Here is a 14,690-nt window from a genome sequence, read left to right on the forward strand (position 1 = left end):
GAAACCGCCACCTGGAACCTCAGCGACTTCTGCAAAAACCATCACATCGTCAAGCACCACACCGCCTGGACCGTCACCCAACACGACGGCGGCACCCTCCAATGGACCACCCCAAGCGGAAAAACCTACACAGACCACCCCAAACCCCACGGCCCCACCTTCACACCCACCGACCAACTGCCCTGGCGGCGAGGCGGCAAACCGCCCCGCGAACGAGACGAGGATCCCCCGCCCGCGGCACCCAGTGCCCCTGCGGAGCCACCGTTCTGACTCGACTCCACTCGAGGGTTGAGGAAGGGGTCCGTCGGCGTGCCGTCTGGGCCGGCGGCCCGCCGGCTTCGCCTGGGAATAGGCGAGAAAGGGGCCCTGTTGCATTGCGTGTGACGACAGCAGCGCAGAACACATCTCAGGCCGCATCGACCCAGGCTCCGATCCGCATCGACATCTGGTCGGACATCGCCTGCCCCTGGTGCTACATCGGCAAGCGGAAACTGGAGAGCGGCATCGAGCAGTTCTCCGCGTCGGGTGACGCCCCGGCCGTGGAGATCGAATACCACAGCTACGAGCTGTCCCCCGATACGCCCATCGACTTCCACGGCTCGACCACCGAGTACCTCGCCGAGCGCAAGGGGCTCCCCGTCGTGCAGGTCGAGCAGATGCTCGACCGTGTCACCGGCATCGCGAAGGACGTCGGCCTCGACTACGACTTCGACTCCGTCCAGCACGTCAACACCGTGCGCGCGCACGAGCTCATCCACTTCGCGAAGGCCAACGGCCGCCAGCTCGACGCGAAGGAGCGCCTCCTCAAGGCCTACTTCGTCGAAGGACGCGACCTCAGTGACATCGCAGTGCTCGCCGACCTCGCCGAAGAGCTCGGCCTTGACCGCGCCGCTGCCGTGCACGCCCTCGAGGAGCGAGTCCATCACGACGATGTCCTCGCCGACCAGCAGCAGGCGTACGGCATCCAAGGCGTCCCGTTCTTCGTCATCGACGGCAAGTACGGCGTCTCCGGGGCCCAGGAAGCGGCGACCTTCGCGGATGTCCTGAACAAGGTCACCACCGACCGCGACAACACGACCGCGTGACCGACCACTTGACCGACGGCGTGAACGAGTCCGCCACCGCCACGACCGACGCCCCCACCACTGCTGCGGCCGTGGATCCAGCTGCGGCGGCTCCGGAGACGGCGACGGCGACGGCGACTCCAGGTGCAACTACGGATGCGGCGGCGACTGCGGGCACGGGCACGGGCACGGGCACGGGCACGGGCACGAGCACTTCGAGCGTGAGCACTGGCACCCTGAGCGCTTCGGGCGTGACGCCAGCTGCAGTGGACGCAAACTCGGACGCCGCTCAGGGGTCCGTTCAGGCAGGCGGCTTCACGATGCTGGGGGACGCAGGCATCGCCTGCGAGGGCGACGCCTGCCTGATCTGAGTAGAGCAGGGCAGGGCAGAGCTGCGTCGCGCACAGCAGCTCGGCTCTGAACTCCCCCGCCGCCGAGGCAGCAGGAAGAGCGCGAGTTGGCTCCGGCCCGCGTCTCCGCTCCTGAGCGGCGCGGGCGCTCCGGTGTGATGGACTCTCCCCATGGGATTCACGAGTTTCGTCGCCGTTGGTGACAGTTTCACCGAGGGCGTGGGCGATGAGCTGCCGGATGGCCGGGTGCGCGGCTGGGCTGACCTCGTCGCGCAGGGTCTCGCCGTCTCTTCGCCGGAGCCGGTCACCTACGCGAACCTCGCCATCCGGGGGCGACTTCTCGACGCGATCCTCGAAGAGCAGCTCCCCGCCGCCATTGCCCTCAAGCCACAGCTCATGAGCCTCAACGGCGGCGGCAACGACATCCTCCGCCCACGCGTGTCCATCGATGACGTCGCCCAGCGGCTCGTCGACGGCGCCAAGCAGGCACTCGATGCCGGCATCCACGTCATCCTCCTCTCGGGCGCGAACCCCTCGGACCACCTCCCCATGGGTAAGCGCATCGCCGCGCGCGGAGACGCGCTCGCCGCCGCGGTGCACGCCAAGATGCCGCCGCAAGCCGGCATCACCTTCGTCGACAACTGGGCGGACCCTGAGCTGCGCCACCTCGACTACTGGTCACGCGACCGCCTCCACATGGGGGTGAGCGGCCACCGGAGGGTCGCCGCGAACGTCCTCACCGCCCTCGACGTGCCCGCACCTGACTTCGGGCCCCAGACCCCCAGCATCCAGCGCCCCCGCAACTCCGAGTACTGGCGGGAGTACGTGCTTCCCTGGATCGGTCGTCGACTCACCGGCAAGTCGTCAGGCGACTCGCGCACGCCGAAGTACCCGACGCTCGACCCGGTCGCCACCGACTAGCAGCGCCGTCAGCGAAAGAGGCGGGCCGCAGACGCTGCCGTCGATGTCATCGCTCATGAGAAAACCTTCTCATTCAGGCTTCGTGCCGTATAGTGGTTGAGTCGACGCATGGTCACCCCGCTTCTCGCGGACATTCCAGATCCTGCCTGTCGCCATCCGCGCCACCGGATCCGTGGCCACCAGGACCCAAGTCCGAGACGCCCACCCTGCTCACGAGCACGAGTCGGCTGACCAGCAGGCGCCCACAGCGGCGCACACATGCTTGAAAGAACGCGCCCCGCCAACGCTGGCGGGTTGCGCCGCAACGAAACGAAGAATCGCATCACACTCGCAATACCATTCACCCTGCCCGCACCTCGAGTCTCTTGGCGACAAGCCGACGACGACGTGTACGCGGCAACCATCAGCGACGAGTTCGCTGGCTTCATCACGATCGCAGACACCGGACTGCACACCCTCCAGGGCCCCCAGGGACAGAGCATCGGCGACTACGGGACGCTCGACGAAGCCCAGGGAGCCCTCTCCGAGGCGCTCTTCCCCGTCGAGCACGACCAGACGGACGTCGCGGCGGCACGTCCCCGGTGCCGCCGGACCGGACGCCGCGCGCCCGCCAACGCCCGCACAGCCGGATAGCGGAACCAGCCAGATGGCCTGACCAGCTGCAGAGCGGGCACATCTGCACAGTGGGTGCATCCGGACAGCGGGCTCATCTGCACAGCGGTGCGTCCGGATGGCGGGCCCAGCCGCAAGCGGGCGCATCAGGATTTCAGGTGCGTCCGGCTAGCGGCCCAGCCGCAAAACCGGCGCACCCAGCTGGGCTGCCCCGTGCGGCTGCGTCATACCGAGCGCTCCAGTCCAGGGCTGCCCCGCTCAGCGTCGTGCCGGACGCGATCTCGGACACGTCTCCTCCTGCGCGACCTCGAGTCCCACTGTCAGCGAGCGGCCCTGAGCTAGCGGGCCTGTTCGTCCGATCCGGTCGGCACCGGGGCGGGCGGCGTCACTCCATCGGGTGCCGCCACCGCTGACGGCGCCGAGTTCGGCACCACGGGGTCGGGACGCCAGCCGTGTGCGTGGAAGTGCGTGCTCTCACCGGAGCCGCCTTCGTCTCGCCACCTCTCCTCGCCCTCGGGAACTCCCTCTTCGATGTTGGTGACTCCCATGATCTTCGCCGCCTCACTGCGCTCGGATCCTCGCGGGCGACTGACTGCCGCCCCACTCACCCCAGGGAAGCACTCGAGGCTCCGAACGGCGTGCACGCGAGACGTGGACTCGCCCCGGATCCGCGCAACCGGCCAGGTGCCACGACAGCACCGGCGGGCCCATCAGACGGGGCCGGTCAATCCGCCCGGCGAGTCAGTCAACACCGCTCGAAACCCCGCCACCCACCCGGGGACGCCACCATCTGGGCGTGCCGCCCCCTGATGGCCGCTATTCGAGCACCTCGATCTCGGTGATCTTCGCGGACCACGGGCAGTACACGTCGCTGTGGGTTGCGTCGAACATCCGCTCACGGCGACAGCAAGCCCGATTGTCGCGGCGAACGCAAGACCGACGGATGCGGGGCGTGGGAACTCGAGCGTCAGGGACCTCCGTTGGTGGGCACGTGCCACTCGAGCCAGCGCTCGAGCTCGGGGAGCGCCTCGTAGGCGATGGTTCCGTGGCTCGCTCCGGGCACGGTCACGGCGTGAACTTCGATCCCGATCGATTCCTCGTGGGCGACGAACGCAGCTGTGTCGGCGGGGAGCACAAGCTCGTCGGCGCTTCCCTGTGCGACGAAGAGAGGCGCATCGATTTTCTTGCCCCCGGCCGAGTTGTCGCGCAGGAGAGTTGCCCACGGCTCCGCCGTAGTGGGGTCGTGCAGCGTGAACTCGCCGACGAGCGGCTGCCCGATGTCGTGCAGCTCGGTGAGGCTGCTCATCAGGCACAGCGAGTTCATCTGCGGAGCCTTGTCGATCGCGGCCGGGGTGAGGATGCTCGACAGCTCCGCGCCCGGCACACTCGCGTACACCTCGGCGAACGCAGGGAACGCGTACGAGCCGATCGTGACCCCGGAGATGTCGTCCAGGTGCGACCCCATGAGCTTCGTGAGATCAGCGGCGGGTGCCGCGACGGCCACCGCGGCGATCGTGAGCTCCGGCGCATAGCTCGGCGCCTCCTGTGCCGCGAAGAGCGCAGCCTGACCGCCCTGCGAGTGCCCCCAGAGCACGACGTCGTCGCCTGCCTGCACTGGGTCGATCTGTTGAGCGGCTCGCACCGAGTCGAGCATGCTGCGCGCAGCCGTCTCCCCCACGAGGTAGGAGTCCTGCCCCGCCTGCGCGCCGTCCGCGGTGGTGACCCCCATGCCGAGGTAGTCGGTCGCGACGACCGCGTAGCCGCGATCGAGCATGAGGCGCATCCCCTCGATGCCGATGAACGGATCGAAGGCCCGAGACGGCGCACACGATGGTTCCGTGCCGGTCGTCGGATGGCCCCACGCGAGCACCGTCCGCCCGTCTGCGGGGGCTTCGCCGTCCGGGACGACGACGACCCCGGACACGAGCACCGGAGCCCCGTGGAGGTCGGTCGACGAGTACAGGATGCGCCACGCCTGCGAGCCGATCGGGGTCCCGAGCAGCTGCTCGCTGCGCACCAGCGTCCCTGGCTCTGAGGGGACGTCTCCATCCGGCTGCACGTAGAACGCAGCGAGGTCCCCCTGCTCGATGGTGTCGCCGCTCACCCGCAGCACCTCCGCACCTAGGAGAACCGCGGCGACCGCGAGCGCCCCCGTCACGACGAACGCGACGACTCGCCTCGGTGAGCGTGAGCGTGAGCGTGAGCGTGAGCGTGAGGCTGCACGGCCCAGGTTACGAGGCGTCAGCGCCCCTCCCCGCGGAGGCTCCTGCGGCGGGTCCGACGGCCTCTCTGCCACTGGCTGTCCTCTCCCGAATCTTCTTCCACGGCCCGCGAGCCGGAAGCATCCGGAGACGAGCGGCAACGCAGCCAGCGAAGGTATGTCGGCTGCGAGTTCAGTGTCGGCCCGGCCCCGCACCCGGTCAAGGGGTCGCCGCCGAATGCCGCGGAGGTGCGCGAGCCCGCGAGCCGTCCGCAGGGGCTCCCAGAGTGCGCGAACATAGAGCAATGACCGCAACCCTCGTCGCCAAGGACCTCGCGGGTGGCCACGACCACCGCACGCTCTTCTCGTCCCTCGACCTCGTCGTCGCCCCCGGCGACGTGGTCGGCGTCGTGGGCGCGAACGGCGCGGGCAAGTCGACGCTGCTGCGACTCCTCGCCGGCATCGACGAGCCGATGGAGGGCAGCGTGTCGCTGGCCCCGGCGGACGCCTTCATCGGCTGGCTCCCCCAGGAGCACGAGCGCGTCGCCGGAGAGACCGTGGCCCAGTACGTCGGCCGCCGCACCGGCACCACCGAAGCCACCGCGGAGATGGATGCTGCGGCCGAGGCCCTCGCCGAGGAGGCGAAGCCAGGTGCCCCGGACCCCGGCGACGTGTACGCCGTCGCCCTCGAGCGCTGGCTCGCGAGCGGAGCGGCCGACCTCGAAGAGCGCCTCCCGGTCGTCCTCGCCGAGCTCGGACTCGAGCTCAGCGCCGACGCCCTCATGACCTCCCTCTCCGGCGGGCAGGCCGCGAGAGTCGGCCTCGCCGCCCTCCTGCTCTCCCGTTTCGACATCGTGCTCCTCGACGAGCCGACCAACGACCTCGACCTCGATGGGCTCGAACGGCTCGAGGCGTTCATCCAGGGCCTCCGCGGTGGCGTCGTCCTCGTGAGCCACGACCGCGAGTTCCTCGCCAGGAGCGTCACCCGCGTGCTGGAACTCGACCTCGCCCAGCACAGCAACCACGTGTACGGCGGCGGGTACGAGGCCTTCCTCGAGGAGCGGGCAACAGCGAAGCGCCACGCGCGCGAGGAGTACGAGGAGTTCGCCGACAAGAAGGCGGACCTCGTCGGGCGGGCCAGGACGCAGCGCGAATGGTCGAGCCAGGGCGTGCGCAACGCCATGCGCAAAGCACCGGACAACGACAAGATCCGGCGGAAAGCGGCCACGGAGTCGAGCGAGAAGCAGGCGCAGAAGGTGCGCCAGATGGAGAGCCGGATCGCGCGCCTCGACGAGGTCGAGGAGCCGCGCAAAGAATGGCAGCTGCAGTTCACGATCGGCACGGCTCCCCGTTCCAGCTCCGTGGTCTCGACGCTCTCCCGCGCCGAGCTGCACCTCGGGAGCTTCACGTTCGGGCCCGTCTCCGTGCAGGTCGACGCCGGTGACCGCATCGGCATCACCGGCCCGAACGGCGCAGGAAAATCGACGCTCCTGCGCCTGCTGCTCGGGCACATCCAGCCGAACTCGGGAACCGCGAGCCTCGGCTCCAGCGTCGCCCTCGGTGAGATCGACCAGGCACGGGCCGCCCTCACCGGGCCAGCACCGCTCGCGGAGCAGTTCGAAGCCCAGGTGCCCGACTGGCCAACCGCCGAGGTGCGCACCCTGCTCGCCAAATTCGGCCTCAAGGCGGACCACGTGGGACGCCGCGCCGACGAGCTCTCCCCCGGCGAACGAACCCGGGCAGGGCTCGCGCTCCTCCAAGCCCGGGGTGTCAACCTGCTGGTGCTCGACGAGCCGACCAACCACCTCGACCTCGTCGCCATCGAGCAGCTCGAGCAGGCCCTCGAGAGCTACGAGGGCACCCTCCTCCTCGTCACGCACGACCGGCGGATGCTCGAGACCGTGCAGCTGAACCGCGCCTGGCACGTCGAGGGCGGTCAGCTCACGGAACGGTGACGGTCGCGGCGGCGCACCCGGGCGCCTCCGAACGCAGGAGCCTCCCGACAGCAGAGCCTCCCGACAACAGAGCCTCCCGCCGCGCACGGCTCGGACCTGGACGCCCGCACGGCTCCCGCCGCCGCGCACGTCCTAGGCTGTGCCGCATGGCCACCGTCATCCTCGTCCGACACGGACGCACCACTGCGAACGCGAGCGGGCTGCTCGCGGGACGCACCCCCGGAGTCCTCCTCGACGAGACCGGCCGAGCACAGGCCGCAGCGACCGGGGCTCGCCTCGCCGCGGTGCCCCTGGCACGGCTCGTCACGAGCCCCCTCGAGCGCTGCCTCGAGACAGCTGCAGCCATTCGCGCCCAGCAGCCGACCGCACCGTTCGCGGATGCGCACCTGGAGCCGGCCCTCGACCTCGTCGACGACGACCTCACCGAGTGCGGCTACGGGGCCTGGCAGAACCGGAAGCTCGCCGATCTCGCCAAGGAGGAACTGTGGGCGAGCGTGCAGACGCAGCCCTCCGCCGTCACCTTCCCCGACGGGGAGTCGATGGCCACCATGCAGTCTCGGGCAGTCGCCGCCGTGCGCCGCCACGACGCGGAGGTCGAGCGCGAGTTCGGACCCGGCGCCGTGTGGGTCGCCGTGAGCCACGGCGACATCATCAAGTCGATCCTCGCCGACGCCCTCGGCATGCACCTCGACCTGTTCCAGCGCCTCGCGGTCGGCCCCGCCTCCACCTCGATCATCAGCTACGGCAAGGCGCGCCCGAGCGTCCCCATCATCAACTCCGATGCCGGCGACCTCGCCTGGCTCGTCCCGGCCCAGACTTCCCCGGATGGCGCGTCCCACTCGGGCGACGCGACCGTCGGCGGCGGCGCGGGCAGAGCGTCCTGAGCATAGGCTTGAGACCATGACGACCCTCGTGCACGAATTCGACTGGCCGGACCGATTCATCGTCGGCACGCTCGGCAAGCCCGGCGAGCGCACCTTCTACCTGCAAGCCCGCGACGGCGCCCGCGTCATCAGCGTCATCCTCGAGAAGGAGCAGTCGGCCCTGCTCGCCGAGAAGGTCGACGAGATCCTCGACCAGCTGATGCTCGAGGACGGGAACCGCTACAGCGTGCCCAGCTCGACCCCCATCGAGCTCATCGACGAGGAACCGCTCGACACGCCCGTCGACGGGCGCTTCCGCGTGGGAACCATCGGCCTCGGCTGGGAGCCGGCGACCGCGCAGGTCATCCTCGAGGTGATCCCCGTGGTCGAAGTCGAACTCGAGATCGACGCGGATGCGGACACCGAGGCCCTCGAGGCCGAGCTCGCCCGCATGGCGGGCCTCGACGAGCTCGTCGAAGCCGTCGAGCCGGAAGAGCTGCTGCGCGTCCGCATCCCCGTCGGCTCGGCGCGCGCTTTCGCGAAGCGCACCCTCGAGATCGTGGGCGCCGGCCGATCGCTCTGCCCGCGCTGCGGCCTCCCCAAGGATCCCGAAGGCCACGACTGCCCGGCCGACGACGGCCTGTGACCGACCCAGCACCGAACACAGAACCGAACACTGACGTGGCGCACGATGACACACCCGACGACGGGACCTCGTCCGTCGAGACGACGCCGAACGGGCCGACCCTCGAGCTCACCGCGAGGCTGATGGGCGCCTCCAACGCCTCCTTCGTCGGGAACTACACGGTGCTCGGTGAGGAACCCGTCGAAGTCGTCTACAAGCCCTCACAGGGCGAGCGCCCGCTGTGGGACTTCCCGAACAACGACCTCGCCAAGCGAGAGGTCGCCGCCTACCTCGTCTCCGAGAGCCTCGGCTGGAACATCGTGCCCCGCACCTGGCTCGGCGACGGCCAGTTCGGGCCAGGCATGCTGCAGCTGTGGCAGGACATCGACGAGTCTCAGGATGCCGTCGATCTCGTCGACGCCTCCGAGGTGCCCGACACCGGATGGCGGACCGTGCTCACGGGCGAGGACGAGACCGGTCGCGAGGTCGTCCTCGTGCACGAGGACTCCCAGACCATGCGCCACATGGCGATCTTCGACGCGATCGTCAACAACGCCGACCGCAAGGGCGGACACGTCCTCGCCATGGCCGACGGCCACCGCTACGGCGTCGACCACGGCCTCTCCTTCCACGCCGAACCGAAACTGCGCACCGTGCTCTGGGGCTGGGTCGGCGAGGGGTTCACGGGCGAGGAGCTGGCAAGCGTCCGGAAGCTCCGGGCGGCACTCGACGACAAACGCGACTCCGGGCTCGGGGCGCGGTTGTCCGAGCTGCTGTCCGACGTCGAGCTCCACGAGCTCGCAGCGCGCGTCGACCGACTGGTTCAGGACGGTGAGTTCCCCGCCCCTGAAGGCGACATGCCCGCCGCCCCCTGGCCGCTCTTCTGATCGCACCCTGCAGCCGCTCCGACCGGCCCGGACGACCTGACCGACCCGGGCACTCCGGACGCTCCGGATGCTCCGGACGCTCCGGATGCTCCGAGGCGACTCCAAACCGTGGCACCTAGCCTGCTGCCAGCTCGGCTCGCACGCTGACGAAACTGCAGCTGCCCTCGAGTCGACAGAGGCAGAGGAGAGACGCCATGACCAGTCCGGAAGCCGTCGCCCAACCCGAATTCACCCTGCACCGCAGCGTCGGGGCTCCCCGCGAGCGGGTCTGGCGTGCGTGGACCGACCCAGACGAGCTCACCCTCTGGCATCACCCGGCCGGGGTCTCGACGCCGCGGGACTCCATCGCCGTCGACGTGCGCGAGGGCGGCACCTACCGGTACACGATGGTGAACGATGAGAATGGTGAGGAGTATCCGACGGCGGGCACCTACCTCCTCGTCTCGGAACCCGACCGGCTCGTCTTCACGTGGGGCTCCCCCGACGACGACCCCGCCGAGTCCCCCGTCGTGGCCGTCGACTTCACCGCGAGCGGCGACGAGACTGAGCTCGCGCTGCACGTGCGAGGCATCGCGGGCGAGCCGGGCGATGACAACGTCTACGACGGCTGGACCCAGGCCCTCGAGAACCTCGCCAGGCACGTCGCTCGCTGACAGATCAAGCGCTGCAGCGCGCGAGGGAGATCTTCCGTGCCCCGACCAAGCGCCCGCACGGGACGCCTGGTCGGCCTTGCGAGACGCGCAGCGACTGGCAGCCCGTGATCTCTGCCAGCCCGTGATCTGCCAGCCCCTCATCCGCCCGCCGCGGTGCGTCAGCCTCGCTGCATCAGCCGACGTGCATCAGCCGCACGGGTTCAGCCGTCGCGCGTCAGCCTCGGGGCTTCAGGACGACCTTGATGCACCCATCCGTCTTCTTCTGGAACACCTCGTACATGCGGGGCGCGTCCTCGAGCGGCATGCGGTGCGTGACGAGATCCTCGGTGCCGAGCGGATCGCTGCGGTCCTCGACGAGCGGAAGCAGCTCGGGGATCCACCGCTGCACGTTGCACTGGCCCATGCGCAGCGTCAGCTGCTTGTCGAACATCGTCATGAGCGGCATCGGGTCGGCCGTTCCCGCGTACACCCCGCTGAGCGAGACCGTCCCGCCGCGGCGCACCGCGTCGATGGCCAGCATGACGGCGGAGAGTCGGTCGACACCGACCGTCTCGATGACCTTCTTGGCGAGCGCATCCGGGAGCAGCCCGGCGCCCTTCTGCGCGATCTCTGCGATCCCGCTGCCATCACCGGCACCGTGCGCCTCGAGCCCGACCGCATCCACCACCGAGTCCGGTCCTCGCCCCTCGGTCGCGGCGCGGAGGGCCTCCGCGGTCTGCGAGTCGTAGTCGAAGACCTCGACCCCGTAGCGCTCCGCGAGCGCGCGACGCTCGGGCACCGGGTCGACCCCCAGCACCCGGTAGCCGAGGTGCTTCCCGATGCGTGCCGCGAACTGGCCAACCGGTCCGAGCCCGAGGACCGCGAGGGTTCCGCCCGCCGGGACGTTCGCGTACTGGACGCCCTGCCAGGCCGTGGGGAGGATGTCGCTGAGGAACAAGTACCGCTCGTCGGACAGCTCGTGGCCGACCTTGATGGCGTTGTTGTCGGCGAGGCGCACGCGCAGGTACTCCGCCTGCCCGCCTGGCACCGATCCGTACAGCTCCGTGTAGCCGTACAGCTCGGCACCGGTGCCCTGATCGGTGTTCTGCGTCACCTCGCACTGCGTGGAGAGGCCGGAATGACAGGCGACGCAGTCGCCGCAGGCGATCACGAACGGCACGACCACCCGGTCGCCGACGCTGAGCTTCGTCACCCCGTCGCCGACCTCCTCGACGATGCCCATCGTCTCGTGGCCGAGGATGTCGCCCTTCGCGAGGAACGGCCCGAAGACGCTGTACAGGTGCAGGTCGGAGCCGCAGATCGCGGCCGAGGTGACGCGGATGATCGCATCCCCCGTCTCTTGGATCAGGGGCTTCGGGACCGTCTCGACGGTGACCTTGCCGGTCGACTGCCAGGTGAGTGCGCGCATGAGGATTCCTCTCTTCGCGGGAGAACGGGCGCCTGCCTCGAGCGGGCGCCCGGAGATCCCTGGGGTTCGCCCCGAGGCTACGGACCGGCGCCCCTGCGCCGCGCGGGGTTGACTTCCCAGCCGCATCTGCGGCTCGCCGGGAGCTCGCCGAGGCGGTAGCGTCGTGCACGTGAGTCGATCGGGAGCACCCTGGAGCGTCGTGCACGCGGAGCGCGAGGCGCTCATCGCGGACCTCGAGCGGCTCGACGACACCGCATGGGCGACCCCCTCCCTCTGCACGGGGTGGACGGTGCACGACGTGCTCGCGCACCTGGTAAACGACGCGAAGACCACGCCGTTCAGCTTCGTCGCGCAGCTCGCGTCGGCGCGCTTCGACTTCGACGCCCTCAACCAGCGCGGAATGGAAGCCGAGCGGCAGGAGCATCCGCGCGACACGCTCGAGCGCTTCCGAGCCGCCGCCGGACGCACCTCGAGCGCACCGACGCCCGCGGCAACGCGCTACGTGGAAGCGTTCGTGCACGGCGAGGACATCCGCAGGCCCCTCGGCATCACCCACACGTACCCGCGCGCCGCGGTGCTCGAGGCGATCGCCCACCAGCGCAAGTCGCCCGTCGCCATGGGCGGCGGCCGGGAGCTCGCCGCCGACCGCACCCTCGTCGCGATCGACGCGGGTGCCTCACCAGACCGATCTCTGACGCTCGGCCACGGGCCGGCCGTCCGGGGAACAGCCATCGACCTGCTCATGTGGCTGAGCGGTCGCGATGTCGCACCGGAGGCGATCTCATGAACCAGCGGGAACCATCCACCGACAGCACAGCGTCCAGCTCCGAGCACCACGACAGGTCCGAGCGCCACGACTCCGCAGGTCACCTCACGAGCGCCCACCTCGCGAGCGCCCTCGTGCTCGGTGAAGCCCTCGTCGACCTCCTGCCGGGAGACGCCGGCTCCCCGGAGGGGCGCGCCCTGCCGGGCGGCTCCCCCATGAACGTCGCCGTGGGACTCGCGCGTCTCGGCCATCCCTCCCAGCTCGCCGCACGCCTCGCCGACGACCAGCTCGGGCGCCTCGTGCTCGCGCACCTCGAGGAGTCCGGCGTCGCGCTCGTCGACGGAGCACTCGACGGCGAGCGCACCTCGACGGCGAAGGCCACCCTCGACGCGCAGGGCAGCGCCAGCTACGAGTTCGACCTCGACTTCTCGCTGCCGACGCCGCACCTCGATGGCGTCGACGTGCTCCACACCGGGTCGATCGGCGCGGTCGTCGACCCTGGCGGCGCCGTCGTCCGTGCGTCCTTCGCCGAGGCCAGGGCACGCGGCGGCATCCTCACGAGCTACGACCCCAACGTGCGCGCGGCGATCATGGGCGACCGCGAGACGGTGCGCGAGCGCGTCGAAGCCCTCGCCTCGCTCAGCCACGTCGTGAAGCTGAGCGACGAAGACGCCGAGTGGCTCTACCCGGGCGTCTCCCCCTCCGAGGTGCTGCGGCGCTTCAGGACGCTCGGAGCGCGCCTCGCCGTCATGACCCGCGGCAGCGAGGGCGCACTCGCGCGCACGTCACGGCGTGAGCTCACCGCAGAGGCTCCGCTGGTCCGCGTCGTCGACACCGTCGGCGCCGGCGACGCCTTCATGTCCGGACTCCTGCACGCCGTCTCCGCCGCGAGCACCCGCCACGCGCTCGTCGAAGGCCTCGATGAAGATGCGTGGGCGGATGCGGCCCTCGCGACCGCGGCACGCAGCGCGGCCGTCACCGTGGCGCGTGCGGGCGCCAACCCACCCTGGCCGCAGGAGCTGGCCGGCGAGGAGCCAGCGCCCCGACTCGGCTAGGGCGCCCCGGGTCTGTGCCTCGGGGCTGTGCCTCGGGGTGGAGGGTGGAGGCTGGTGCTCGGGATCCGGCGCTCGGGTTCTGACGCTCGGCGACGGGCGCGGGGCAACCGGCGCGAGGCAGCAGGTGCGGGCCAAGAGACACCGACCGACGGGCACCGAGCACTCCGTTGTCGTCACGACAGGACAAAACCGAGTTCGGGCCTAGACTTTTCTGATGCTCGAGCTGCTCCCCCAACTCCCCACGTTCGCCTGGGTGCTGCTCGCCGTCGCCGCGTTCGCCGTCGGCGTCTCGAAGACCGCACTGCCGGGGGTCACGACGCTCTCCGTCGCGACCTTCGCCGCGGTCCTCCCCGCCAAGCAGTCGACCGGGGCGCTGCTCGTGCTCCTCATCGTCGGCGACATGTTCGCCCTGTGGACGTACCGACGCCACGCCGACTGGCCGACCCTCGTCAAGCTGATCCCGGCCGTCGCCGTCGGCCTCCTCGCCGGCGCCGCGTTCCTCGCCTTCGCCGACGACAGCTGGGTTCGCCGTGTCATCGGCATCATCCTGCTCATCCTCGTCACGATCACCGTGTGGCGCCGCTACCGCACCCCGGAGACGCCGAGCGATCGGGCGGCGAAGGTCGCTCGCGCTGGCTACGGCTCGCTCGGCGGGTTCACGACCATGGTCGCCAACGCCGGCGGCCCGGTCATGGCCATGTACTTCCTCGCCGCGAAGTTCCCCGTGAAGGCCTTCCTGGGGACGGCCGCCTGGTTCTTCGCGATCGTCAACATCGCCAAGCTGCCGTTCTCGGTCGGCCTCGGGCTCATCACTCCGGGCACCCTCGTGCTCGACCTGCTCCTCGTGCCGCTCCTCATCGGCGGGGCCTTCCTCGGGCGCTGGCTCGCACCCCGCCTGAGCCAGAAGGTCTTCGACCGCATCGTGCTCGTACTCACGGTCGCCGGCGCCGTCTACCTGCTCGTCTGAGGTCCGAGAACGCTCCTCGGCTGAGCCCTGCGCTCGGTTGAGATCGCCACTCGCCTGGGGCGGGTGCTCGCCGGGGATCGCTGCCTGCCCGAGATCGCTCCTCGCCTCCGGCCGCCAGCCCGCACCTGCTAGGGCGAGCGCCGGAAGAGCGCCTTCAGGCGTGACACGTGGCGGTCGGTGAACTCGTTCGAGAGCTTCATGGTCTCGGCGGTCAGGTTGCCGCCCGACATGATCGACCGGAGCGTCGCCTCGGCGCGTTCCTGCTGGGTGAGCGCTGGCGGCTCAGTCTCGTCGGCGAGTTCGGATGGGACCTGGTCAGCATCAGCCATGACGGCAAGGCTACACAGCAGCCCGACGCCACCGC

Annotated in this window: 16 protein-coding genes and 1 pseudogene; 13 read left to right on the forward strand and 4 right to left on the reverse strand. The window is 70.1% G+C overall.

Going from position 1 to position 14,690, the window contains the following annotated elements:
• From C5E05_RS20535 to C5E05_RS13570, 5 genes and pseudogenes are all read left to right on the forward strand, one after another.
• Nucleotides 1–270: pseudogene (locus tag C5E05_RS20535) on the forward strand (hypothetical protein); the annotation flags it as partial.
• Nucleotides 271–380: 110 nt separating this feature from the next.
• Entirely contained in the window at nt 381–1,085 is a 705-nt protein-coding gene (locus C5E05_RS13560; protein ID WP_258064871.1) for a DsbA family oxidoreductase, read from the forward strand.
• Nucleotides 1,082–1,435 carry a hypothetical protein gene (locus tag C5E05_RS20205; RefSeq protein WP_181059590.1) on the forward strand — a complete coding sequence of 118 codons (354 nt, stop codon included), beginning with the start codon at nt 1,082–1,084 and terminating at the stop codon, nt 1,433–1,435. The genes C5E05_RS13560 and C5E05_RS20205 overlap by 4 nt, the downstream gene beginning before the upstream one ends.
• A gap of 150 nt (nt 1,436–1,585) precedes the next feature.
• Nucleotides 1,586–2,335, forward strand: coding sequence for an SGNH/GDSL hydrolase family protein (locus C5E05_RS13565; RefSeq protein ID WP_104342206.1), 750 nt, complete (start codon nt 1,586–1,588; stop codon nt 2,333–2,335).
• Nucleotides 2,336–2,629: 294 nt separating this feature from the next.
• Entirely contained in the window at nt 2,630–2,968 is a 339-nt protein-coding gene (locus C5E05_RS13570) for a hypothetical protein (RefSeq protein WP_146081118.1), read from the forward strand.
• A gap of 317 nt (nt 2,969–3,285) precedes the next feature.
• Here the strand turns inward: C5E05_RS13570 and C5E05_RS13575 are convergent, their stop codons facing one another.
• Together C5E05_RS13575 and C5E05_RS13580 are read right to left on the reverse strand one after the other, a co-directional pair.
• Nucleotides 3,286–3,495: a hypothetical protein gene (locus tag C5E05_RS13575; protein WP_104306485.1), complete on the reverse strand. Its 210-nt coding sequence runs from the start codon at nt 3,493–3,495 to the stop codon at nt 3,286–3,288.
• 419 nt (nt 3,496–3,914) lie between these two features.
• Complete coding sequence (locus C5E05_RS13580; RefSeq protein WP_258064872.1) at nt 3,915–5,051, reverse strand: lipase family protein; 1,137 nt, start codon at nt 5,049–5,051, stop codon at nt 3,915–3,917.
• 401 nt (nt 5,052–5,452) lie between these two features.
• On the opposite strand from C5E05_RS13580, the gene C5E05_RS13585 reads away from it, so the two are divergent.
• The 5 genes from C5E05_RS13585 (at nt 5,453) to C5E05_RS13605 (ending at nt 10,130) form a co-directional block, all read left to right on the forward strand.
• On the forward strand, nt 5,453–7,102 hold the full coding sequence (locus C5E05_RS13585) for an ABC-F family ATP-binding cassette domain-containing protein (protein ID WP_104241002.1): 1,650 nt from the start codon (nt 5,453–5,455) through the stop codon (nt 7,100–7,102).
• Between the two features lie 146 nt (nt 7,103–7,248).
• Nucleotides 7,249–7,986: an MSMEG_4193 family putative phosphomutase gene (locus C5E05_RS13590; RefSeq protein WP_104299540.1), complete on the forward strand. Its 738-nt coding sequence runs from the start codon at nt 7,249–7,251 to the stop codon at nt 7,984–7,986.
• Between the two features lie 16 nt (nt 7,987–8,002).
• Entirely contained in the window at nt 8,003–8,611 is a 609-nt protein-coding gene (locus C5E05_RS13595; protein WP_104241000.1) for a DUF3090 domain-containing protein, read from the forward strand.
• Between the two features lie 122 nt (nt 8,612–8,733).
• Nucleotides 8,734–9,477 (forward strand): SCO1664 family protein, encoded by a 744-nt coding sequence (locus C5E05_RS13600; protein ID WP_104299593.1) that lies wholly within the window; start codon nt 8,734–8,736, stop codon nt 9,475–9,477.
• Nucleotides 9,478–9,671: 194 nt separating this feature from the next.
• Nucleotides 9,672–10,130 (forward strand): SRPBCC domain-containing protein, encoded by a 459-nt coding sequence (locus C5E05_RS13605; protein ID WP_104342208.1) that lies wholly within the window; start codon nt 9,672–9,674, stop codon nt 10,128–10,130.
• Between the two features lie 214 nt (nt 10,131–10,344).
• On the opposite strand, the gene C5E05_RS13610 is transcribed toward C5E05_RS13605, so the two are convergent.
• Nucleotides 10,345–11,538 carry a zinc-dependent alcohol dehydrogenase gene (locus tag C5E05_RS13610; RefSeq protein WP_104240997.1) on the reverse strand — a complete coding sequence of 398 codons (1,194 nt, stop codon included), beginning with the start codon at nt 11,536–11,538 and terminating at the stop codon, nt 10,345–10,347.
• A gap of 169 nt (nt 11,539–11,707) precedes the next feature.
• Between C5E05_RS13610 and C5E05_RS13615 the strand changes: the two genes are divergently transcribed.
• From C5E05_RS13615 to C5E05_RS13625, 3 genes are all read left to right on the forward strand, one after another.
• Nucleotides 11,708–12,325: a maleylpyruvate isomerase family mycothiol-dependent enzyme gene (locus C5E05_RS13615; protein ID WP_104342304.1), complete on the forward strand. Its 618-nt coding sequence runs from the start codon at nt 11,708–11,710 to the stop codon at nt 12,323–12,325.
• Nucleotides 12,322–13,359: a carbohydrate kinase gene (locus tag C5E05_RS13620; protein ID WP_104342209.1), complete on the forward strand. Its 1,038-nt coding sequence runs from the start codon at nt 12,322–12,324 to the stop codon at nt 13,357–13,359. Before C5E05_RS13615 ends, C5E05_RS13620 begins: the two co-directional genes overlap by 4 nt.
• Before the next feature lie 214 nt (nt 13,360–13,573).
• Nucleotides 13,574–14,326 carry a sulfite exporter TauE/SafE family protein gene (locus C5E05_RS13625; protein WP_104240995.1) on the forward strand — a complete coding sequence of 251 codons (753 nt, stop codon included), beginning with the start codon at nt 13,574–13,576 and terminating at the stop codon, nt 14,324–14,326.
• Nucleotides 14,327–14,454: 128 nt separating this feature from the next.
• On the opposite strand, the gene C5E05_RS13630 is transcribed toward C5E05_RS13625, so the two are convergent.
• On the reverse strand, nt 14,455–14,655 hold the full coding sequence (locus C5E05_RS13630) for a hypothetical protein (protein ID WP_104240994.1): 201 nt from the start codon (nt 14,653–14,655) through the stop codon (nt 14,455–14,457).
• Nucleotides 14,656–14,690: the final 35 nt, after the last annotated feature.

The organism is Pseudoclavibacter sp. AY1H1 (assembly GCF_002931055.1).
GTDB lineage: Bacteria > Actinomycetota > Actinomycetes > Actinomycetales > Microbacteriaceae > Pseudoclavibacter.